Below are 20,966 nucleotides of genomic sequence, written 5' to 3' on the forward strand. Positions count from 1 at the left end.
GACCCCATGAACGCACCGATCCCCGGCTTCGCCGGCCACAGCGACGAGAAGACGGTACGCATCGCCCCGCGTGGGGCCCACGGCCACGGCCCCGGCCCGGCACCGCAGCCCGTCGCAGCGCCGTACTGGTCCGCCCGTCCGCAGGTCCCGCCGTGGCAACCACCGCCGCCGCGGCCGGCCGGACGGCGCACGCTGTGGATCGCGCTGTCCGCCTCGGTGGCGCTCGGTGCCGCCCTGATCGGCACCGTCGTCGCGGTCACCGGCAACGACAGCGACGCACCGACCCCGGCCCCGAGCGTCACGCCGGCCGCGGCCGACACCGCCGATGACCCGTCGATTCCCGGCGATGAGGCGGACGAGATCGCCCCCGTGCCGGTGGCAGCCCTCTCAGGGCTGCTGCTGAACCTGCCGGAGGCCGCGGCCGTCGCGGGATCGGCCACCATGGCCGGCAGCCCCCTGTCCGGCGAGCGCATCTACGAGGCGATGGCCGACGAACCCTACGTCGACGGCGACTGCGCGTCGTTGTCGCCGGGCCAGCTGTTGGCCTACCGCGGCAGCGGATTCACCGCGTCGCGTCAGCAGTTCCTCGCCGGGGAGACACCGCAGCGCAAGGTCGTACAGACGGTCGTGGCGTTCTCCGATGCCGCGGCCGCGCAGAACTATGTGGCCGCGGCCGCGCCGAAGTGGCGGGCCTGCGAGAACCGGACCGTGAATCTCGGCGTCGTCGGCGGGGATCCGATCTTCTGGGCCGTGGCCGGAGTCGGAGAATCCGGCGGCATCCTGGCGGCCACCAAGATCGAGGAGGGCGGCGGCGGATGGGTCTGCCAGGACGGGCTCGCGGCCCGCAACAACGTCGTCATCGACTTCGCGATCTGCGGCGAGAACGTGCCGGAGTCCGTAGTGCCGGCCTACGTCGACAAGGTCGCCGACAAGATCGAGGGCATCGGGGGCTGAGCCGTCCCGCTCCGCGCGGTGTCACCGGCACCGGCTACGGTCGGCCCCATGCTGTCGACCGTAGCCGTGCACGGTTACCGCTCCCTGCGCGACATCGTGCTCCCGCTGAGCCGGCTGACGGTCCTCACCGGCGCCAACGGCACCGGCAAGTCCTCGGTGTATCGCGCACTGCGCCTGCTCTCGGACTGCGGACGCGGGGAGATTGTCGCGGCCCTGGCCCGGGAGGGCGGCCTGCAGTCCGCGCTGTGGGCCGGGACCGGCACCAAGAAGCGGACGGTGGAACTCAAACTCGGTTACGCCGCAGACGATTTCGGTTATCTCGTCGACCTTGGTCTGCCCCAGATGGCCGGTATCGACTCGAAGTTTCACCGCGATCCCGAGATCAAGCGCGAAGTGGTGTTCGCCGGCCCGGTGCCACGGCCGAACACCACCCTGGTGCGGCGCACCGGCCCGCTGGCACAGGCCTGCGCCGACACCGGCCGCGGCTTCGACGACCTGACCCGCGCGCTGCCCACCTACCACAGCGTGCTGGCCGAGTTCGCCCACCCGGGACAGTCACCGGAATTGGCCGCGGTGCGAGATCGGTTGCGCGGCTGGCGTTTCTACGATGGCTTCCGGGTCGACGTCGGAGCCCCGGCCCGCCGGGCCGGTGTCGGCACCCGCAGTCCGGTCCTCGCCGACGACGGACACAACCTCGCCGCCGCCGTCCAGACCATCCTGGAGGCCGGCTTCGAGGACCTGCCCGCAGCGGTGGCCGAGGCTTTCGACGGGGCGACGGTCGCCACGTCGGTCAGCGACGGGTACTTCGACGTCGAGTTGCATCAACCCGGGGTGCTGCGGCCGCTGCGCTCGGCCGAATTGTCCGACGGCACATTGCGCTTCCTGCTGTGGGCGACCGCGCTGTGCAGTCCGCAGCCGCCGTCGCTGATGGTGCTCAACGAGCCCGAGACCTCGCTGCACCCGGACCTGGCGCGGCCGCTGGCCGGCCTTGTTCGGGCCGCGGCCGAGCGGACACAGGTCTTCGTCGTCACCCACTCGGCGCGGCTGCTCGAGTTCCTCGGCGCGGACGCCGCGGTGCTCGAGCTGGTCAAGGAGTCGGGTCAGACCCTGGTTGCCGGTCAGGGATTGCTGGACGCGCCGGCGTGGCACTGGGGTTCGCGCTGAGCGCGGCGACGCTCCAGTCGGACCGCGGCCGTAGCGCCCGGGTGAACAGCACGTTCACCCGTCGCATCGCGGCGCTGTAGGGCAACCAGGCCAACCGCTTGAACGCATAGAACGCGCGGATGTCCCCCGAGGTGTAGATCAGGAAGCGGTTCTTGGACATCCCGGCGAGGATCTTGTCGGCGGCCCTCTCCGGTGACACCGCGTGCCCGCTGAACAGCTTGACCCACCGGCTGACCTTCGGGTCGTCCCGATCCACGCCGGCGATCTCGATCGTCTGCACCAGCCCGGTCTTCACCGCACCCGGCACCACCACCGAGACGTTGATGTCGTGGCGGGCCAGGTCGAAGCGCAGCACCTCCGAGAGCCCGCGCAGGCCGTACTTGCTGGCGCTGTAGGCGGCGTGCCACGGCAGCGCGACCAGGCCCGCGGCCGAGGACACGTTGATCAGGTGACCGCCGCGGCCGGCGGCCATCATCGGCGGGATGAAGCTCTCGATCACATGGATCGGGCCCATCAGGTTGATGTCGATCATGGAGCGCCAATGCCGGTGGCTGAGCTGGTCGACGGTCCCCCACGCCGACACCCCGGCGACGTTGAGGAGGATGTCCATCGCGGGGTGCCGGGTGTGGATGTCGGCGGCGAAGTTGGCGACCGCGTCGTAATCGGAGATGTCCAGCGCGCGATACTCGGGCACCTGCGCGCCCAGGGCTCGCGCGTCGTCGACGGTCTGCCGCAGACCTTCGGCGGTGCGGTCGGTCAGGTAGAGCTCGGCGCCGTCAGCGGCCAGCCGTAGCGCCAGCGCGCGCCCGATCCCGCTGGCAGCGCCGGTGATGAAACACCGCTTCCCCCCGAAAGTGTTCGCCATGGACGAAACGATACCGACGGTATCGCTCAAACGGCGGCGCCACCCCACAAGCTGGTGAGCCACAGTTGTTCGAGCACCCGCACGCCGCGCTCGATGTCGCCGTCGGGGCTCAGGAACCGCGGGTCGCGCGAGAGCAGCATGACGGTGGTCGCGCCCAACGTCCGGATCAACGCCGGGATGTCGTCGCTGATCGGGTTCGCGGTGCCCGCCGCCATCTCGTTGCGGACGACGCCCACGATCTGGTCGACCACGCCGGCGAACTGGTCGTCCTGCACCTTGCGGATCTCGGCGTCGCTGGTGCGGGCGGCGTTGCACGCCATCATCACCGGGTCGTTGCGGGCGAAGACGGCGGCCGCCGAGCGCACCATCCGTCGGGCGAACGCCGCCGGCGTCTCGTCGGCGCCGCGAGGTGCGAAGTAGTGGGTGAGTTCCTCGAGTTCGTGGGTGGCCTCGGCCAGGATCTGCGCCAGCACGGCGTATTTGGAATCGAAGTAGAAGTAGAAGCCCGACCGCGCCACCCCCGCGCGGTCACTGATCGCGCTCACCGACAGGTCGGCGAACGGCTTCTCCTCCAACAACTCGCGCACCGCGTCGACGATCGCCTGCCGCTGCTTGTCACCGCGGCGGCGCGAGGAGGGCTCCGCCGCAGCCGACTGCTTCCCCCGCTGCTCAACACTCACCCGTCAACCATGCACCACGCCGCCGCCGTAACGAAACTTGACACGCGTCAAGTCAGCCGGTGAAATGGTGGGCAAGGTGGCATATGCCACACCTCGCCTTCCCTACTTGCGGCAAAGGAGCACCAAGTGGCCCCAGCGACCATCAGCACCCCGCATTACCTTCTCGACCAGGCAAAACGCCGGCTGACCCCGACGCCCAACACCCTGCCCGGAATGGGCGCCGTCGAAAAGCGCCTCCGGGAGAAGAAGTGGGATCAGTTCGTTTTCTCGCAGCCGCCGGCGGGTAGCGGCCTCAAGCCGATCATCGGCGACTCCGGGCTGCCCATCCTCGGCCACATGATCGAGATCTTCCGCGGCGGTCCGGATTTCATCCTGGACCTCTACCACCGCGAGGGTCCGGTCTACTTCGCCGACTCCCCCGCGTTGTCGGCCGTGATGGCCCTGGGTCCCGACGCCACCCAGGCCGTGTTCTCGAACCGCAACAAGGACTACTCGCAGCGCGCCTGGGACCCGGTGATCGGCCCGTTCTTCGAGGGCGGGCTGATGCTGCTCGACTTCGACGAGCACATGTTCCACCGCCGGATCATGCAGGACGCCTTCACCCGCACCCGGCTCACCGGCTACATCCCGCACATCGACTCGGTGGCCTCGAAGGTCGTCGCCAACGACTGGGTCGCCGACGACCCGCGGTTCCTGATCTTCCCCGCCCTCAAGGAATTGACGCTCGACATCGCCTCCGAAGTGTTCATGGGCCACCCCGCGGGCACCGACAAGGAACTGGTCACCACCATCAACAACGCGTTCACCACGACGACGCGGGCGGGCAATGCCATCGTGCGCAAGCCGGTGCCCCCGTTGAAGTGGTGGCGCGGCATCCAGGCCCGCAAGACGCTGGAGGAGTACTTCAACAGCCGGATCGCCGAGAAGCGGCGCACCGAGAGCACCGACATGTTCAGCGTGCTGTGTCACTCGGCCGACGAGGACGGGCAGACCTTCACCGACGACCAGATCGTCAGCCACATGATCTTCCTGATGATGGCGGCCCACGACACGTCGACGTCGACCATGACCACGATGGCCTACCACCTGGCCGCCAACCCCGAGTGGCAGGAGCGACTGCGCGAGGAGTCCGAGCGCATCGGCGACGGACCGCTGGACATCGAGGCGCTCGAGAAGCTGGAAACCTACGACCTGGTGATCAACGAGGCGCTGCGGATGATGACCCCGCTGCCGTTCAACTTCCGCCAGGCCGTGCGTGACACCGACCTGCTGGGGTACTTCATCCCGGCCGGCACCAACGTGGTGACCTGGCCGTCGATCAACCACCGGCTGCCGGAATTGTGGACCGAGCCGGAGAAGTTCGATCCGGAGCGATTTTCCGAGCCGCGCTCCGAACACAAGAAGCACCGCTATGCCTTCGCCCCGTTCGGCGGCGGCGCGCACAAGTGCATCGGCATGGTGTTCGGCCAGCTCGAGATCAAGACCGTGATGCACCGGCTGCTGCGCCAGTACCGGCTGGAGCTGGCCAGCCCGACCTACCGGCCGCGCTACGACTACGGCGGCATGCCGGTGCCGATCGACGGTATGCCGATCGTGCTGCGCCCGCTGCGCTGACTCAGGCGCACACCCGGTTGGCGCAGGCGACGACCGCTCGCAGCGCCGACTGGGTGGCGTCGGAGTCCCAACCCACCGCCCACTCGTCGCGCAGCCCGTTGCTGCCGTGCACGAAGGTGACGGTCTGGGTGCCGGCGTCGCGCTGGTGGAACTCGAGCATCTCGACGGGAAAGCCGTGCTCGTAGAGCATCTCGGTCAGCGCGGCCACCGGACCGCCCGCGGCGACCGACGCATTGCAGATGAGATCTCCAATTGCCAAGGTGGCCTGGAACTTTCGATGTCCCAGCCACGGACGGCGGCCCTGGTGTCGGGGTTCGGAGGACTTCCAGCCGCTCAACCGCAGGGGGCCGACGGTGGGACCGTGGGCGGCCAGGACCGCCTCCCAGGACATGCCCGCGGTGCGGTCGCGCAGGCCGCGTGGCAGGGCCGCATCCACGAGGGTCGACGGTGGTGGGGTGGTGCTGGCGAGGTAAGGCATGTGCCGGTCTTCTCTGGTCGAACCGATGCGACCGACGGGCAGTAGCTGACGACCCACAGCGGGGGGTCGGTCTGGATCAGACCCCGCTGCGGGGCGCTACTACGAGAAGACGCCGTTGCATGCCCGCCACCTTAGCCAATCGGATTCCAGTGCCGCAACGCCATTACGCGCCGAGGCTGTCCAGTGCGGTCTGCAACCGTTGGCCGACCTCGTCGGCAATCTCACCCAGCGCGGGTTCGTCGGTCACCTGCACCATCAGCCGCGGATTCATCGCATCGATGATCACCGCGCCGTCCCGGGCCGGGTCGGCGCGCACCACGACGTTGCACGGCAACAGCACGCCGATCTGGGGGAACATTTCAACAGCGCGGTGCGCGAACTGCGGATTGCAGGCTCCCAGAATCAGGTAGTCCCCCACCTCGTCACCGGCGCCGCCGCCGAGCTTGGCGTTCAAGGTCGACCTGAGGTCGATCTCAGTGAGCACACCAAACCCGTGATCGGCCAGCGCTTTACGGGTGCGTGTCACTGCGTCGTCAAAGCTGGTCTGCAGGGTTGTACTCAGTGCCACATCAGTTCCGGTCATGCTCGATCACCACTCCTTTCACGCCAGCGCCAGAAACAGTTTTTCCAGTTCGGCTTCCGACATCGGCTCCTGGTTGTCAGCGCCCTGTCCGGACAGGCATTCCCGCAGGCCTGTCGCCACGATCTTGAAGCCGGCCCGGTCCAAGGCGCGAGACACCGCGGCCAGCTGGGTCACCACCTCCTTGCAGTCGCGACCTTCCTCGATCATCGAGATCACGCCGCCCAGTTGACCTTGCGCACGACGCAACCTGTTGAGCACCGCGGCAATCGCATCTTCGTCACCAACCATGGTGCATCTCCTTTTTCTCTCAGCTCTCAACTTTACCCTCCGGGGTATGACGCGCGGGCAGCCGCAGTTATTTGGCGCAGCGGCCGTCGCGGGTCCACCCACCTAGACTCCGGCGGGATGCTTGCGCATCCGGCGCGGTCCCATCGACCTCCCGACTCCCGCACGGCGCAGCCACGAGCAGTCCACCCGGCGGGTACACACATACACGGCGACCGCCGCCAGCGTCGTCACCGCGGCTCCCGCAATGCCCACGGCCGGATGGATCTCCTGGCCCAGGATCACCGACGACATCACAAGCACGAACCACCCGAATGCCTTGCGCAGTACGTCGGGATCCACCTTGGCAGTCATCCGCGCGCCCAGTAGTGCGCCCACCACGGCCGCACCGGTCACCGCCAGGGCCAGTCCCCAGTCGATGGTGACACTGGACAGGTAACCGCCCAGTCCGGCAAAGGATTTCATCGCGATCACAATCAGCGAAGTGCCGACGGCAGCCGGCATGGACAGCCCACCCAGCAGTACCAGCGCCGGGACCACCAGGAAGCCGCCACCGGCCCCGACCAGCCCGGTGACCAACCCGACCACCAGCCCATCGGCCAGAATTCTCACGACCGGCAGTCGGCGCGCCCCGGTCTCGCGGGTTTCGGCCCGGCCGCCGCGCAGCATCGCCACCGCGGTGCCGACCATCATCACCGCGAAGCCGATCAGCAGCGCGGTGCCCGGGATGAATCGGGCCAGCACGCCGCCGGCGAAGGCCCCGACCATGCCGGCCGCCCCGAAGATGAGCCCGGTGCGCCACTGCACCCGGCCCGCACGGGCATGTGAAATGGCGCCGATCGCGCTGGTGACCCCGACCACCAGCAGCGAGGTGGCGATGGCCTGCTTGGCGTCCATGCCCCCGACGTAGGCCAACAACGGCACCGTCAGGATCGAGCCGCCGCCGCCGAGCAGGCCCAGGGCGATCCCGACGAACACGGCCAGGGCAATGGTGAGCGCAACCATGGCGGCTCAGCTCGCCTTCTTGTCCGTAGCGGCGGAATCCACCAGCTGACACACGACGGCCTGGGCGTCACAGCGGGCGCCGCGGTTGTAGGGCAGCCGGGACAGCAACGCGCCCATGGCGCAGGTGTTGGTCAGTGCCGCGAAGGTCAGGCCCAGGCCGACGGCGCCGGCCACCCACTTCGCCCAGGGGAAGACGATGCTGACCAAGATGCCGAGCGCCACGATCAAACCGGCGACCAGACGGACCTGCCGTTCGAGATCCCAACGGGCGGCGCCGCGGTTGACCGCAAAGCCGCTGGCCACCCACGCTGTGATGCCGCCGTCGAGGATGTGGACGTTGAGCAGTCCGGCGCTGCGCAGCGTCTCCTCGGCCTGCACTGCCCGCTGACCGGAGCGACACACCAGTACCACGTCGTCGTCGAGGTGCTGGCGGATCTCAGCGCGATGTTCGCGCAGCAGGTCCAGCGGCACGTTGTAGGCCCCCGCGATGTGCACGGTTTCGAATTCGCCCGGCGTGCGGACATCGAGCAGCCGCGGCGGCCGTTCCGAGACGAGCATGGCCCTGAGGTCGTGCGCGGGGATGGTTGCGGGGACGGTCATTGAGAGCTCCTTCAAAATTTGGTGGCGCGCGTTCTATATACCTATGGGGGTATATCTCCTTGCATGATATACATACCCAAGGGGGTATTTGCAACACCGGAATATTTATACCTCGCGAGGCACTTGCTATACCCGTAGGGGTATATCAGGCTCGGGGTCATCAGGCCCAGCCAACACAGAGTGAAAGTTCTCCCGAAAGGAATCCGACATGAAGTTCATCCAGTACTACCTGGAGTGCCTGTCACACGCGTCGTACCTGGTCGCCGACGAAAAGACCGGGCGCGCAGTCGTTGTCGACCCGCAGCGCGACGTGGGTCAATACCTGGCCGACGCTGAGAAGTACGGCTTCACCATCGAACTCGTCATCGAGACGCATTTCCATGCCGACTTCCTGTCGGGCCATCTGGAGCTGGCGAAGGCCACCGGCGCCAAGATCGTCTACTCCTCGGTCGCCGAGACCGAGTTCGAATCCATGGGTGTGGCCGACGGCGAACGCTACTCGCTGGGCGAGGTGACGTTGGAGTTCCGGCACACTCCGGGGCACACACCCGAGTCCATGAGCATCGTCATCTACGAGCACGCCGACGATGAGGCGCCCTACGGGGTGCTCACTGGGGACACGCTGTTCATCGGTGACGTGGGCCGGCCAGACCTCCTGGCGTCGATCGGCTTCACCCAAGAAGAGTTGGCGCACAAGCTGTATGACTCGCTGCACAACAAGCTGATGACGCTGCCGGAGGCCACCCGGGTCTATCCTGCGCACGGCGCGGGGTCGGCATGCGGCAAGAACCTGTCCACCGACCTGTCATCGACCATCGGCGCGCAGAAGCAGTCGAACTACGCGTTGCGCGCCCTCACCCGGGAACGCTTCATGGACTTGGTCACCGCGGACCAGCCGCCGGCCCCGAGCTACTTCGTCTACGACGCGATCCTCAACCGCAAGGACCGCGAACTGTACGACGAAACCGAAATGCCGGCCGCGATGACCTACGAACAGGTCCGCGAAGCGGCCGCCGCCGGGGCCGTGTTGGTGGACGGTCGCGCCCCCGAGGAGTTCGCGCAGGGCCACCTGCGTGGCGCGATCAACGTGGGCCTGGAAGGCCGCTACGCCGAGTACGCGGGGTCGGTGGTGCCGTCCGACGTCGACATCGTGCTGTTCACCGAGCCGGGACACGAGCAAGAAGGCAGGACGCGGTTGGCCCGGATCGGATTCGATCGGGTGATCGGCTACCTGGAGCAGCCGTTCGAAGCGATGATCAACCATCCCGACGACGTTCAGAGGGCCTCCCGGTTGACCGCGCCGGCGTTCGACCAGCGCACCAACGAGCTGACCGACCTGCAGGTGATCGACGTCCGCAATCCCGGTGAAGTCGAGGGCGGCAGTATCCCGAACGCGGTCGGCATCCCGGTGGGGCAGTTGCCCGCCCGGCACGATGAGCTGGATCCGACCAAGCCCACCGTCGTCTTCTGCGCCGGCGGCTACCGGTCGTCGGTGGCAGCGAGCCTGCTGCGGCACAAGGGATTCACCGATGTCAGCGACATCCTGGGTGGTTACAACGCCTGGGCGGAAGCCCGTCAGAACGCCTAGGAACATCGGGGCATCCACGAAGAAGGGAACCACCCATCATGACCACCCGGCATCGGATCTTGATCGTCGGCGGCGGCACGGCCGGCGTCTCGGTGGCCGCGCGACTGGCCCGCAAGGGCCACCGCGACCTCGCGATCATCGAGCCGTCCGCGGAGCACTACTACCAACCACTGTGGACGCTCGTCGGCGGCGGTCACGCCGCCGCCGCGACGACGAAGCGCCCCATGGCCTCGGTATTGCCGAAGAGCACCACCTGGATCCGCAGCTCGGCGGTACGAGTGGACCCCGACCGCAACATGGTCACCTGCGCGGACGGGACGGATCACGGGTACGAGGTGCTCGTGGTCTGTCCCGGAATCCAACTGGACTGGCGGCGCACCGAGGGCCTGGAGGAGGCCCTCGGCAAGGGCGGTGTCTCGTCGAACTACCGCTACGACCTGGCCCCGCGCACGTGGGATTTCATCCGAGAGACCCGGTCCGGCAGTGCCGTGTTCGCCATGCCGTCCGGTCCGATCAAGTGCGCGGGGGCGCCGCAGAAGACCGCCTACCTGGCGTGTGACTACTGGCGCCGCCAAGGCGTACTCAACGACATCGACGTTCATCTGGTGATCCCCACACCACGCTTGTTCGGGATCCCCGCGATTGCCGACAGCCTCGACGGGGTGGCAGCCGACTACGGCATCACCGTGCACACCGAGGCCGAGGTGACCGCCGTTGACTCCGCCTCCCGCAAGATCGCGGTCGGCAGTGTCAACGGTTCCGGCGGCACCGACATGCTGTCCTACGACATGCTGCACGCGACACCGCACCAGTCGGCGCCGGACTGGATCAAGTCCAGCCCGCTGAGCACCGGCGACGCCAACGGTTACGTGGAGGTCGACAAGCACACCATGCAACACGTGCGCTATCCCAACGTGTTTGCGCTCGGCGATGCCGGATCGACGCCGAACTCCAAGACCGGTGCCGCGATCCGCAAGCAGGCACCCGTCGCCGTCGCCAACATCGAGAACCACTTGGCCGGCCGACCCCTCAGCCAGGCCTACCACGGCTACGGGTCGTGTCCGATCGTGACGTCCTCGCACTCGATGCTGCTGGCCGAGTTCGACTACGACCTGGAACTCACGCCGTCGGTGCCGCTGCTGAACCCCACCACCGGTTGCCGGCCCCACCATGCATCCGTATAGTGGATTGATAATTCCGTCAATCCATAAAATGAAAGAATCGCGGATGCCGTTCGAGTCCGACAAGCCGCTCTACGAGATCAAGGCGAACCTGTTCAAAGCGCTGGCCCACCCGGCCCGCATACGAGTGCTCGAGATCCTCTCGGCGGCGGCCGAGCCCACCCCGGTCAGCGAGATCCTCGCCGAGACCGGGATGGAGGCCACGCTGCTCTCGCAACACCTGGCGGTGCTCAAGCGCCACCAGGTGGTCACGGCCGAACGCGTCGGCAACGCCGTCTTCTACCGGTTGGCGCACCCGAAGGTCGCCGCGTTGCTGTCGATCTCCCGGACCTTCCTCGCCGACTCCCTGTCGACGGCCGGTAAGCACCTGGAGGCCCTGCGGGCCCTGCCCCCCATCAAGGGCCCGCGGTGACGTCGGCCCTGGCCCGCCTACTGCCGCACCGCACCGACTACGCCGAACTCCCCCGCTCCTGGCGGCAGGACATCGTCGCCGGCATCACCGTGGGCGTGGTCGCTCTGCCGCTGGCGCTCGCGTTCGGCATCAGCTCCGGAGTCGGTGCCGCCGCCGGACTGGTCACCGCGGTCGTCGCCGGTCTGGTGGCCGCGGTCTTCGGCGGATCGCACGTGCAGGTCTCCGGCCCCACGGGCGCGATGGCCGTCGTCCTCGCCCCCATCGTCGCGGTTTATGGACTGGGCAGCATTGCCCTGGTCACGGTGCTCGCCGGAATCATCGTGCTGGCCGCCGGCATCACCCGACTGGGCCGCGCCGTCACCTTCATCCCGTGGCCCGTGATCGAAGGTTTCACCCTGGGCATCGCCACCATCATCTTCCTGCAGCAGGTCCCCGCCGCCGTCGGCCAGCCGACCCCCGGGGGCAAGACCGCCCTGTTCGCAGCCTGGGACGTCCTCACGGCGGCCGAATGGAGCACGGCGGCACCGCCTCTGGCGGTGGTCGCGTTCGCCGCGGCTTTGATGATCGGGCTGCCCCGGCTGCATCGTTCAATCCCGGAGTCGTTGAGCGCGGTCGTCGCCGCGACGCTGCTGGTCATCGCTCTCGACCTCCAGGTCGCTCGCATCGGCGAGCTGCCCAATCATCTCCCCGCGCCGATCCTGCCCCACGCCGACCTGGGCGCGCTGCGGGCCCTGCTGGGCGCGGCGCTGGCCATCGCCGCGCTCGCGGCCATCGAATCGCTGCTTTCGGCGCGCGTCGCGGCGGCCATGGCACCGACCGGACCGTATGACCCCGACCGTGAACTGGTCGGGCAGGGCCTCGCCTCGGTGGCCTCGGGGATGTTCGGCGGCATGCCGGCCACCGGCGCGATCGCCCGCACCGCGGTCAATGTGCGCTCCGGGGCCCGCACCCGCGTCGCGGCCATCGTGCACTCGTTGTTGTTGCTCGGGGTGGTGTACCTGGCCACCGGGCCGGTCTCGACCATCCCGTTGGCGGCGCTGTCGGCGGTCCTGATGGTCACGGCGTTCCGGATGATCTCGCGCGCCACGATCCTCACCATCCTGCGCTCGACACGCTCGGATGCCCTGACCTTCGTGCTGACGGCGGCGATCACGGTGTGCTTCGACCTCATCGAAGCCGTGCAGATCGGCATCCTGGTCGCCGCGTTCTTCGCGCTGCGCTCGGTGGCCCGGCGCAGCAGCGTGACCCGCGAGAGGCTACCCGGCCCCGCACAGCCCGGGGACGAGCGCATCGCGTTGCTGCGACTCGACGGCGCGATGTTCTTCGGTGCGGCCGAACGCATTTCGACCAGCATCACCGGTGCCGACCAACCCGAGGTCACGGTGGTCATCATCCGGATGTCGCAACTGGGCATGCTCGATGCCACCGGAGCGCACACCCTGGGCCGCATCGCCGAGGAACTGGAGTCGCGCGGCATCACCGTCATCATCAAGGGTGTGCAAGCCGAGCACCTGAAGCTGCTGACCAACGTCGGGGTCATCGATTCGCTGCGCCACGAGAACCACCTCATCGACTCCCTCGACGACGCGATCGCACACGCCCGCAGTCACGCCGCGTCGTCGGATTGACGTCGCGCTCCTCGTCGGTGAAACCCAGTACGAGCAAAGGGTTTCGGGCCGGGGCCTACTTGCTCAGTGGACCCCGGCCCGACCGCACCGATGGCAAGCACTTCGCCCACCATCGACCAAAGCCTGAGCGGCGCTCAACCGTCAATGGATACCGACGCGCGGATGGCCGGGGTGCGCCGACAGCCACCGCGCTTCGATGCGGCGAACCCGGCGCCGTTCGTAACCGATCCACAGCGCGCCAACGATCGTCGCCCCGACCGCGGTCGGGGCCATCAGGGCGAATCCAGTCGAATGGCCATAGGCCGCTGACGCGACCGCTCCGATCACCGCGGCCGCCCCCATAACCAGCAGGAACAACCCCGGCCAGAAGTACACGTCGATCATGTGCTCGCCCGCATGCTGATTCGTCGTGCGGAAGTGATCGGTCGGATCGTGATGTGTGTCGCCCATCATGCCTCCTCGAGGGTCAGTACGTGCCTGTCACAATGGCTCGATCCGCTCCGATTCCCATCCCCCATCAGGGGGATGGGAGGAGGCGAATCGCGGGCCGCGGACACCGCCGCGGCCAGCGCGAACGGATCAATCGGCCGCGAGAGCACCGCGTCGGCGCCCGACCAGCGGGCCAGCCAACCGTCACCGGGCCTGCCGGTGAGCACAATGAGCCACGGCAGCGTCGAGAACTCGTCCCGCAGCTGTTTCGCGAGACCGATCCCGCCCGCTGGGGTGGACTCCCCGTCCAGGATCGCCACCTCGCACACCGCGGCTTCGATGTGCGCCAGCAGCACGGCCTGCGTGCCGACTTCGAGACAATCGGTGTCGGCACGCAGCCCCTGCCGGATCTCGCGGCGGGTCGCAGCATCGCTGCTGTAGATGAGGACTCGCATGCCCGAGGATGCTAGGCCGGTCCGCTCGCACCGCACCAGCCATTGCGGGCACTATCCCCTGCCGAGCCACCCGCCGGGGTGATGGTCCATCGGATGCGGTGCCCCAGGCTGGAAACCATGCTCGCTAATCACACGACCCTGGTGCAGTTTCTCATCGAGGAACGTCGCCGACATCCCGGCGCCAGCGGTGACCTCAACGGGTTGATTCTCGATGTCGCGTTGGCGTGCAAGGCCATCGCCTACCGGCTCGGCCAGGGCGCCGTCGGCGGCGTACTGGGCAGCGCGAACGCGGTCAACGTGCAAGGTGAAGTGCAGCACAAGCTCGACGTACTGGCCAACGACTACTTCCTGCGGGCCACCGAGTGGACCGGCCAGGTCGCCGGCATGGTGTCCGAGGAGCTCGATGAGCCCTACCTGCTGCCGACGCAGTATCCGCGCGGGAAGTACCTGTTGGTCTTCGACCCGCTGGACGGCTCCTCCAACATCGATGTCAACGTCTCTGTCGGAAGCATCTTCTCGATCCTGCGCGCACCATCACCCGGCGAGGATCCCACCGTCGAGGAGTTCCTCCAACCGGGTTGCGAGCAGGTCTGCGCCGGTTACGCGATCTACGGTCCGGCAACCGTGCTGGTGCTGACAGTGGGCACCGGTGTGCATGCCTTCACGTTGGACCGCGGCATGGGTGAGTTCGTGCTCACCAGTCCGTCCATCCAGATCCCGCGCACCACCACCGAATTCGCGATCAACACCTCAAATCGACGGTTCTGGGAGCCCGCGGTCCACCGCTACATCGACGAATGTCTGGCTGGGCGTACCGGTCCGCGGCACAAGGATTTCAACATGCGTTGGGTTGCTTCGCTGGTGGCCGAAACACACCGGATCATGACCCGCGGCGGGGTCTTCCTGTATCCGCGGGACTCCAAGGACCCCAGCAAGCCCGGCCGCCTGCGACTGCTCTACGAGGCGAACCCCGTCTCGTTGCTCATCGAGCAGGCCGGCGGCATCGCCAGCACCGGGCGTTCCCGACTGCTCGACGTTGTACCCACGCAGATCCACCAGCGGGTGCCGCTGGTCTTCGGTGCCGCCGAAGAAGTGCTCAAGATCGAGGAGTACCACAGAGAGAAGAACGACCTTCCACCCTCGTCGCCGCTGTACGGCGAGCGAGGACTGTTCCGCGCTGCCCTGCAATGACTTTTGGATCCGAGTCGAGGTAAACCATGTCACGTCTGCACCCCATCATCTCCATCACCGGATCCTCGGGAGCCGGAACCACCTCGGTGATGCGAACCTTCGAACAGATCTTCCGGCGCGAAGAGATCAACGTGGTGTACGTCGAGGGTGACAGCTTCCACCGCTACGATCGCGCCGGGATGAAGGCCGCGATTGCCCAAGCGGCCGAGCAAGGTAACAACGCGTTCAGTCATTTCGGCCCCGACGGTAACCTCTTCGAGGAACTGCAGGGACTGTTCCAGTCCTACGGTGACACCGGCAGCGGGAAGGTGCGCAAGTATCTGCACGACGAGGACGAGGCCGCAGCCTACGACCAGCCGCCCGGAACGTTCACCCCGTGGGAGGCCATCCCGGACGGCTCCGACATGCTGTTCTACGAGGGTTTGCACGGCGCGATCGTCACCGACGAGGTCGACGTGGCCCGCTACGCCGATCTGCGTATCGGGGTGGTTCCGGTGATCAACCTGGAGTGGATTCAGAAACTGCACCGCGACAGGGCTTCCCGCGGATACACCTCCGAGGCGGTCGCCGATACGATATTGCGCAGGATGCCCGATTACGTGAACTACATGTGCACCCAGTTCTCGCATACCGACGTCAACTTTCAGCGGGTTCCGGTAGTGGACACCTCAAACCCGTTCATCGCCAGGGCGATCCCCACCGCGGACGAGTCGATGCTGATCATCCGATTCCGCGATCCGCACGGCATCGACTTTCCCTATCTGCTGTCGATGCTGCACGGCTCGTTCATGTCTCGGCCCAATACCATTGTGTGCCCGGGCGGCAAGATGGATCTGGCCATGCAGCTGATCTTCACGCCGATGGTCCTCAGGCTGCTCGAGCGGCGTAAAGCTGCGCTGGCCGAGGGATAGATTCGAGGCCGGGGCTCAGCCGGCGAAAGCACCGGCTGAGCCCACCAGGCCCAGCAGCGGCTGCGGCAGTACACCCATCAGCACGGTCAGCGCCACCGCCGCCCCGACCGCGATCGACACCGGCGGGCTGCCCACGATGAACACCCGCGCGTCGGCCGGCGGTTCAGCGAAGAACATCACCCGGATCACCCGCAGGTAGACGAATGCCGCGATAGCACTCGCCAGCACTCCAACCACGACCAGTGCCATTGCGCCACTTTCCGCCGCCGCACTGAACACCGCCACCTTGCTGATGAATCCACTCGTCAGCGGAATCCCGGTGAAGGCCAGCAGGCACACCGTGAATGCCCACGCCAGCGCGGGGGATCGGCGTGCCAGCCCACTCCATCTCCGGATGTCGTTGTCCTCGACTCCGTCGAGATTGCGGACCAGTTCGACGAGCGCGACTGCGGCTATCGCGGCGATCCCGTAGACCAACAGGTAGAACATGACGGCTGCCACCCCCCTGTCGTTGGCCGCCACAATGCCCATCAACAAGAACCCGGCCTGCGCCACCGCCGAATAGCCCAGCAATCGCTTGACATCATTCTGTCCGATCGCCATCAACGCGCCACCCACCATGGTCAGCACCACGATCACCGACAATGCGGCCCGCCATTCGGCAAGCAGATCGGGTAACGCCACGTAGAACAACCGCAGCATGGCACCGAAGGCCGCCACCTTGGTGGCCGCGGCCATGAACCCGGTGATGGGCGTGGGCGCGCCCTGGTAGACGTCGGGGACCCAGGAGTGGAACGGCACGGCACCTACCTTGAACAGCAGGCCGACCGACACCAGCCCCATCCCGATCACCGCCAGCGTGCCTTCACCGTTGTCCGCGATGGCTGTCGCGATCCCACGGAGTGTCAGGGTGCCGCTGTACCCGTACAGCAGCGCCACCCCGTAGAGGAACAGCGCCGACGAAAAGGCGCCCAACAGAAAATATTTCAACGCCGCCTCCTGCGACAGCACCCGGCGGTGACGGGCGAGGCCGCACAACACATACAGCGGGAGGGACAGTACCTCCAGGGCGATGAACATGGTCAGCAGGTCGGCTGCCGCGGGCATCAGCAACATGCCGCCGACAGCGAACATCAGCAGTGGGAACACCTCGGTCTGGATCGCGCCGACCCGGATCGCCGTTCGTTCCTCGGCACCGCCGGGCACCGAGGAAGCCTGGGCGGTGATCGTCATCGAACTCCGACTGCCCAGCACCACCATGGTGAACAGCGCCATGATCAAGATGGCGGCCTGCAGGAAGAGCGTGGGCCCGTCGATCGCGACGGCACCCATGACGGCAAGCTGGCTGGTGCCCGCCAGCGTGACGACGGCCAGCAATGCTGCGAGCAGTGCCGTGTACGCCAGTGCCAGCTGAGCACGGACCCGCCGAGCACGCGGTACGAACCCTTCTATCAGCACGCCCGCGACGGCTGCACCGAACACCACCAAAAGCGGTAGCACAGCCCGGTATTCGACCGAAGGCGTGGTAAGTGCGGCGAGTGTGGTCATGGCGCGGGTCCTCTCGCTGTGGCGGGCGCGGGGTCGCTGACCCCGATGGTGGTCAGGGTGTGTGCAACCGCCGGGTTGATCACGTCGAGCGCGGGTTTGGGATGCACCCCGAGCACCAACAGCAGGGCGATCAGCGGTGCCACCACCGCGAGTTCCCTGGGCAATAGATCGCGTAGCCGGTGGTTGCCGTCGGTGACCGGTCCGGTCATCATCCGCTGGTACAGCCATAGGATGTAGATCGCGGACAGCACCAGTGCCGCCGAGGCGATGACGGCGGCTACCGGGTACCGGGTAAAGCTGCCGATGAGCACCAGGATTTCGCTGATGAACGGAGCGAGGCCCGGTAGCGCGAGGGCGCTGAGGCCCGCGACCAGGAAGGTACCGGCCAGTAGCGGGGCGACCTGTTGTACGCCGCCGTAGTCGGCGATGAGCCGAGAACCCCTGCGCGATACCAGGAATCCGGCGATCAGGAACAGTGCTGCGGTCGATATGCCGTGGTTGACCATGTACAGTGTCGCGCCGGATTGGCCCTGGCTGGTCATCACGAAGATGCCCAGGATGATGAAGCCGAAGTGCGAGATGGAGGCATAGGCAATGAGTCGCATGACGTCGGTCTGCCCGACGGCCAGTATCGCCCCGTACACGATTCCGATCACCGCCAGCGTGATCACCGCCGGACTCAGCAGGACGGCCGAGTCGGGGAACAGTTGCAGGCAGTAGCGCAGCATGCCGAAGGTGCCGACCTTGTCGACGACCGCCATCATCAGCACAGCGGTAACCGGGGTGGCCTCGGTGGCTACACCGGGCAGCCAGGTGTGGAAGGGCCACAGCGGGGCCTTGACCGCGAAGGCGAACAGAAAGCCCAGGAACATCGCGTGCATGACGGCGGGGTTGAGGTTCAACTGGCCGGACGATACCGCGCCGACAATGGTGCGGAAATCGAAGGTCCCGGCTGTTACGTACACTCCGATCACGGCGACCAACATGACCACTCCGCCAAACAGGCTGTACAACAAGAACTTCAGTGCCGCCCGTCCCGCATCCGGTCCCCCGTAGCGACCGATGAGGAAGTACATCGGGATCAGCATCGCCTCGAATATCACGTAGAACAGCAGCACATCCAACGCGATGAAACTCAGCAACACCATCGATTCGACCACCAGCAGCAGTGCGAAGTAGGTTTTGGGGCGACGGGTGTCGTGCCACCCCGCCAGCAGGAGAAGCGGCGTCAGCACTGCGGTCAGCACAACGAGTACCATCGCGATGCCGTCCACGCCCAGTGTGTAACCGGCCCCGAAGAACGGAATCCACGGCAACTCCTCGACCAATTGGTACTGCCCGCCTGCGCGATCGAACCGAACCGCAACCGCGACTGCGAGCCCCAGCACCAGAAGTGCCGTCAGCACGGCGGTGCCCTTGATCCAGTCGGGCCTCTTCGACGGGAGGGCTACCACCACCAACGCCCCGACCAGGGGTGCCAACCACAGCACGCTCAACACGGGTAGCTGATTCATGACAGACCCATCGTCGCGAGGATCCCGAGTAGCAGCACGGCGCCGCCCAGCATCGACAATGCGTAGGACCGGGCGAAGCCCGTCTGGCTCCGGCGGATCGTGGACGATATCGCGCTGATCCCTCGAGCGAGGCCCTCGACCGCACCGTCGATCCCGCGCCGTTCCACCCCGACCAAGGTCTCGGATAGCCGCGCACCCGGTCGCATGAAGACGGCTTCGTTGAACGCATCGCCATAGAGATCACTTCGGGCAGCTTCAGTTGTGCCGGTGACCCATTCGGAGGAGACGGGTGACACCGCCCGGGTGGAGTAGGCCCGGTAGGCGACGGCGACGCCGATGAGCACCACCGACAGCGTGATCGCCGACATCACCCACACCGGCACCGCGTGGTGGGCGTGCGCGCCGTCGGGGTTGACGACGGGTTCGAGCCAATCGACCAGCCGGCCGCCGAGGGCCAGCAGCGCGCCGGCGCCGACCGAACCGACGGCCAGCACCATCATCGGCAGGGTCATGCTCGGCGGGGATTCGTGCGGGTGGGCCTCCGGCGACCAGCGCCGCGGTCCGAAGAACGTCAGGATCATCACCCGGGTCATGTAGAACGCGGTGATGCCGGCGCCCAGCAGCGCCGCGCCACCGAGCAGCCAGCCGCGTAAACCGCCTGCCGCGAACGCGGTTTCGATGATGGCGTCCTTGGAGAAGAAACCCGCGAACGGCGGCACACCGATGATCGCGAGGTACCCCAGCCCGAAGGTGACGAAGGTGATCGGCATCAGGGCGCGCAGTCCGCCGTAGCGACGGATGTCGGTCTCGTCGTTCATGCCGTGCATCACCGATCCGGCCCCGAGGAACAGCCCCGCCTTGAAGAAGCCGTGGGTCAGCAGGTGCATGATCGCGATCGCGTAGCCCACCGGTCCCAGACCGGCGGCCAGCACCATGTACCCGATCTGGCTCATCGTCGAGGCCGCCAGCGCCTTCTTGATGTCGTCCTTGGCGCACCCGATGACGGCGCCGAACAGCAGCGTGACCGCGCCGACCGTCACCACCGCGGTCTGCGCGTCCGGCGCCAGGTTGAACACCGGGCCCGAGCGCACGATCAGGTACACCCCGGCAGTCACCATGGTGGCCGCGTGGATGAGCGCCGAAACCGGCGTCGGGCCCTCCATCGCGTCGCCGAGCCAGGACTGCAGCGGCACCTGGGCGCTCTTGCCGCACGCCGCGAGCAGCAGCAGCAGGCCGATCGCGGTCAGCGCCCCGGTCGACGCGCCGGTGGTGCCGGCGAAAACCCCGGCGTACGACAGGGTTCCGAACTGGGCGAACATCACCATCATGGCGATCGCCAGGCCGATGTCGCCGACCCGGTTGACGACGAACGCCTTCTTCGCCGCCGTCGCCGCGCTCGGCTTGTGCGACCAGAACCCGATCAGCAGATACGACGCCAGGCCCACGCCCTCCCAGCCGACGTAGAGCCCGAGATAGTTGTCGGCCAGCACCAGCAGCAGCATCGCGGCGACGAACAGGTTCAGGTAGGCAAAGAAACGCCTGCGACCGGCGTCCTGTTTCATGTAGCCGATCGAATAGATGTGGATGAGCGCGCCGACCCCGGTGATCAGCAACACGAAACACACGCTCAGGGCATCGAGTTGCAGCCCGAAGTCCACCCGCAGGCCGGCCACCGGGACCCAGGCGAACAGGCGCTCACCGATCACCCGGCCCGCGGCCTCGCGCCCCAGCAGATCCGCGAAAAGCACCGCCGCCCAGCCGAACGACGCCACCACGGTGGCACACCCCAACAGGTGACCCCAGCCGTTGGTGCGTCGGCCACCGAGCAGCAACACCGCGGCCCCGGCCAGGGGCAGCGCGATCAACGGCCACAACATGGTC

At 67.1% G+C, this 20,966-nt stretch carries 21 protein-coding genes; 9 read left to right on the forward strand and 12 right to left on the reverse strand.

Translation table 11 applies throughout. From position 1 onward, the window contains the following. Positions 1 to 6: 6 nt before the first annotated feature. Together EL338_RS15715 and EL338_RS15720 are read left to right on the forward strand one after the other, a co-directional pair. A complete protein-coding gene (locus EL338_RS15715; protein ID WP_126334593.1) occupies positions 7 to 954 on the forward strand; it encodes a sensor domain-containing protein in 948 nt (315 codons plus the stop codon). A 48-nt stretch (positions 955 to 1,002) separates the two neighbouring features. Further along, entirely contained in the window at positions 1,003 to 2,118 is a 1,116-nt protein-coding gene (locus EL338_RS15720) for an AAA family ATPase (protein ID WP_126334595.1), read from the forward strand. Here the strand turns inward: EL338_RS15720 and EL338_RS15725 are convergent. Both EL338_RS15725 and EL338_RS15730 read right to left on the reverse strand, forming a co-directional pair. Then, on the reverse strand, positions 2,042 to 2,983 hold the full coding sequence (locus EL338_RS15725; protein WP_126334596.1) for an SDR family oxidoreductase: 942 nt from the start codon (positions 2,981 to 2,983) through the stop codon (positions 2,042 to 2,044). The two genes, EL338_RS15720 and EL338_RS15725, sit on opposite strands and share 77 nt — an antisense overlap. A 26-nt stretch (positions 2,984 to 3,009) precedes the next feature. Next, a complete protein-coding gene (locus tag EL338_RS15730) occupies positions 3,010 to 3,663 on the reverse strand; it encodes a TetR/AcrR family transcriptional regulator (RefSeq protein WP_179967215.1) in 654 nt (217 codons plus the stop codon). A 126-nt stretch (positions 3,664 to 3,789) separates the two neighbouring features. On the opposite strand from EL338_RS15730, the gene EL338_RS15735 reads away from it, so the two are divergent. Continuing rightward, the gene (locus tag EL338_RS15735) at positions 3,790 to 5,277 is read left to right on the forward strand and encodes a cytochrome P450 (RefSeq protein WP_126334597.1); all 1,488 of its coding nucleotides are present in this window, start codon (positions 3,790 to 3,792) and stop codon (positions 5,275 to 5,277) included. A 1-nt stretch (position 5,278) separates the two neighbouring features. Here EL338_RS15735 and EL338_RS15740 read toward each other — a convergent pair whose 3' ends face one another. From EL338_RS15740 to EL338_RS15760, 5 genes are all read right to left on the reverse strand, one after another. Next, positions 5,279 to 5,755, reverse strand: coding sequence for a homocitrate synthase (locus EL338_RS15740; RefSeq protein ID WP_126334598.1), 477 nt, complete (start codon positions 5,753 to 5,755; stop codon positions 5,279 to 5,281). 163 nt (positions 5,756 to 5,918) lie between these two features. Continuing rightward, positions 5,919 to 6,338: a DUF302 domain-containing protein gene (locus EL338_RS15745; protein WP_126334600.1), complete on the reverse strand. Its 420-nt coding sequence runs from the start codon at positions 6,336 to 6,338 to the stop codon at positions 5,919 to 5,921. Positions 6,339 to 6,356: 18 nt separating this feature from the next. Next, positions 6,357 to 6,626: a metal-sensitive transcriptional regulator gene (locus EL338_RS15750; protein WP_126334601.1), complete on the reverse strand. Its 270-nt coding sequence runs from the start codon at positions 6,624 to 6,626 to the stop codon at positions 6,357 to 6,359. Positions 6,627 to 6,728: 102 nt separating this feature from the next. Further along, on the reverse strand, positions 6,729 to 7,628 hold the full coding sequence (locus tag EL338_RS15755; RefSeq protein WP_126334602.1) for a sulfite exporter TauE/SafE family protein: 900 nt from the start codon (positions 7,626 to 7,628) through the stop codon (positions 6,729 to 6,731). A 6-nt stretch (positions 7,629 to 7,634) separates the two neighbouring features. Next, the gene (locus EL338_RS15760; RefSeq protein ID WP_126334604.1) at positions 7,635 to 8,228 is read right to left on the reverse strand and encodes a rhodanese-like domain-containing protein; all 594 of its coding nucleotides are present in this window, start codon (positions 8,226 to 8,228) and stop codon (positions 7,635 to 7,637) included. A gap of 208 nt (positions 8,229 to 8,436) precedes the next feature. Here EL338_RS15760 and EL338_RS15765 point away from each other — a divergent pair, with 208 nt between their 5' ends. Genes EL338_RS15765 through EL338_RS15780 form a run of 4 tightly spaced genes read left to right on the forward strand, consistent with a single transcriptional unit; the run spans position 8,437 to position 13,037 of the window. After that, complete coding sequence (locus EL338_RS15765) at positions 8,437 to 9,816, forward strand: MBL fold metallo-hydrolase (protein ID WP_126334605.1); 1,380 nt, start codon at positions 8,437 to 8,439, stop codon at positions 9,814 to 9,816. A 38-nt stretch (positions 9,817 to 9,854) separates the two neighbouring features. Further along, positions 9,855 to 11,000 (forward strand): NAD(P)/FAD-dependent oxidoreductase, encoded by a 1,146-nt coding sequence (locus EL338_RS15770; protein ID WP_126334606.1) that lies wholly within the window; start codon positions 9,855 to 9,857, stop codon positions 10,998 to 11,000. 43 nt (positions 11,001 to 11,043) lie between these two features. Further along, positions 11,044 to 11,409, forward strand: coding sequence for an ArsR/SmtB family transcription factor (locus tag EL338_RS15775; RefSeq protein WP_126334607.1), 366 nt, complete (start codon positions 11,044 to 11,046; stop codon positions 11,407 to 11,409). After that, a complete protein-coding gene (locus EL338_RS15780; protein ID WP_126334608.1) occupies positions 11,406 to 13,037 on the forward strand; it encodes a SulP family inorganic anion transporter in 1,632 nt (543 codons plus the stop codon). The genes EL338_RS15775 and EL338_RS15780 overlap by 4 nt, the downstream gene beginning before the upstream one ends. Positions 13,038 to 13,178: 141 nt before the next feature. On the opposite strand, the gene usfY is transcribed toward EL338_RS15780, so the two are convergent. Continuing rightward, on the reverse strand, positions 13,179 to 13,487 hold the full coding sequence (gene usfY, locus EL338_RS15785; RefSeq protein ID WP_126334609.1) for a protein UsfY: 309 nt from the start codon (positions 13,485 to 13,487) through the stop codon (positions 13,179 to 13,181). Continuing rightward, a complete protein-coding gene (locus EL338_RS15790) occupies positions 13,487 to 13,921 on the reverse strand; it encodes an ANTAR domain-containing protein (protein ID WP_235666163.1) in 435 nt (144 codons plus the stop codon). Before EL338_RS15790 ends, usfY begins: the two co-directional genes overlap by 1 nt. Positions 13,922 to 14,038: 117 nt before the next feature. Between EL338_RS15790 and EL338_RS15795 the strand changes: the two genes are divergently transcribed. Together EL338_RS15795 and EL338_RS15800 are read left to right on the forward strand one after the other, a co-directional pair. Continuing rightward, the gene (locus EL338_RS15795; RefSeq protein WP_126334610.1) at positions 14,039 to 15,112 is read left to right on the forward strand and encodes a class 1 fructose-bisphosphatase; all 1,074 of its coding nucleotides are present in this window, start codon (positions 14,039 to 14,041) and stop codon (positions 15,110 to 15,112) included. A 26-nt stretch (positions 15,113 to 15,138) separates the two neighbouring features. Then, positions 15,139 to 16,023, forward strand: coding sequence for a phosphoribulokinase (locus EL338_RS15800; protein WP_126334611.1), 885 nt, complete (start codon positions 15,139 to 15,141; stop codon positions 16,021 to 16,023). Positions 16,024 to 16,038: 15 nt separating this feature from the next. On the opposite strand, the gene nuoN is transcribed toward EL338_RS15800, so the two are convergent. Genes nuoN through nuoL form a run of 3 tightly spaced genes read right to left on the reverse strand, consistent with a single transcriptional unit; the run spans position 16,039 to position 20,962 of the window. Next, a complete protein-coding gene (gene nuoN, locus EL338_RS15805; RefSeq protein ID WP_126334612.1) occupies positions 16,039 to 17,571 on the reverse strand; it encodes an NADH-quinone oxidoreductase subunit NuoN in 1,533 nt (510 codons plus the stop codon). Then, positions 17,568 to 19,085: an NADH-quinone oxidoreductase subunit M gene (locus tag EL338_RS15810; RefSeq protein ID WP_126334613.1), complete on the reverse strand. Its 1,518-nt coding sequence runs from the start codon at positions 19,083 to 19,085 to the stop codon at positions 17,568 to 17,570. The genes nuoN and EL338_RS15810 overlap by 4 nt, the downstream gene beginning before the upstream one ends. Next, entirely contained in the window at positions 19,082 to 20,962 is a 1,881-nt protein-coding gene (gene nuoL / locus EL338_RS15815) for an NADH-quinone oxidoreductase subunit L (protein ID WP_163792380.1), read from the reverse strand. Before nuoL ends, EL338_RS15810 begins: the two co-directional genes overlap by 4 nt. Positions 20,963 to 20,966 lie beyond the last annotated feature (4 nt).

It is taken from the genome of Mycolicibacterium chitae (genome assembly GCF_900637205.1).
GTDB classification, from domain to species: Bacteria; Actinomycetota; Actinomycetes; order Mycobacteriales; family Mycobacteriaceae; genus Mycobacterium; species Mycobacterium chitae.

Coding starts and splice junctions, on each gene's coding strand:
- nuoL (WP_163792380.1), bottom strand. CDS start 20,962: ATGTTGTGGCCGTTGATCGCGCTGCCCCTGGCCGGGGCCGCGGTGTTG.
- EL338_RS15800 (WP_126334611.1), top strand. CDS start 15,139: ATGTCACGTCTGCACCCCATCATCTCCATCACCGGATCCTCGGGAGCC.
- EL338_RS15755 (WP_126334602.1), bottom strand. CDS start 7,628: ATGGTTGCGCTCACCATTGCCCTGGCCGTGTTCGTCGGGATCGCCCTG.
- EL338_RS15810 (WP_126334613.1), bottom strand. CDS start 19,085: ATGAATCAGCTACCCGTGTTGAGCGTGCTGTGGTTGGCACCCCTGGTC.
- EL338_RS15750 (WP_126334601.1), bottom strand. CDS start 6,626: ATGGTTGGTGACGAAGATGCGATTGCCGCGGTGCTCAACAGGTTGCGT.
- EL338_RS15740 (WP_126334598.1), bottom strand. CDS start 5,755: ATGCCTTACCTCGCCAGCACCACCCCACCACCGTCGACCCTCGTGGAT.
- EL338_RS15775 (WP_126334607.1), top strand. CDS start 11,044: ATGCCGTTCGAGTCCGACAAGCCGCTCTACGAGATCAAGGCGAACCTG.
- EL338_RS15715 (WP_126334593.1), top strand. CDS start 7: ATGAACGCACCGATCCCCGGCTTCGCCGGCCACAGCGACGAGAAGACG.
- nuoN (WP_126334612.1), bottom strand. CDS start 17,571: ATGACCACACTCGCCGCACTTACCACGCCTTCGGTCGAATACCGGGCT.
- EL338_RS15720 (WP_126334595.1), top strand. CDS start 1,003: ATGCTGTCGACCGTAGCCGTGCACGGTTACCGCTCCCTGCGCGACATC.
- EL338_RS15745 (WP_126334600.1), bottom strand. CDS start 6,338: ATGACCGGAACTGATGTGGCACTGAGTACAACCCTGCAGACCAGCTTT.
- EL338_RS15725 (WP_126334596.1), bottom strand. CDS start 2,983: ATGGCGAACACTTTCGGGGGGAAGCGGTGTTTCATCACCGGCGCTGCC.
- EL338_RS15765 (WP_126334605.1), top strand. CDS start 8,437: ATGAAGTTCATCCAGTACTACCTGGAGTGCCTGTCACACGCGTCGTAC.
- usfY (WP_126334609.1), bottom strand. CDS start 13,487: ATGGGCGACACACATCACGATCCGACCGATCACTTCCGCACGACGAAT.
- EL338_RS15795 (WP_126334610.1), top strand. CDS start 14,039: ATGCTCGCTAATCACACGACCCTGGTGCAGTTTCTCATCGAGGAACGT.
- EL338_RS15790 (WP_235666163.1), bottom strand. CDS start 13,921: ATGCGAGTCCTCATCTACAGCAGCGATGCTGCGACCCGCCGCGAGATC.
- EL338_RS15770 (WP_126334606.1), top strand. CDS start 9,855: ATGACCACCCGGCATCGGATCTTGATCGTCGGCGGCGGCACGGCCGGC.
- EL338_RS15760 (WP_126334604.1), bottom strand. CDS start 8,228: ATGACCGTCCCCGCAACCATCCCCGCGCACGACCTCAGGGCCATGCTC.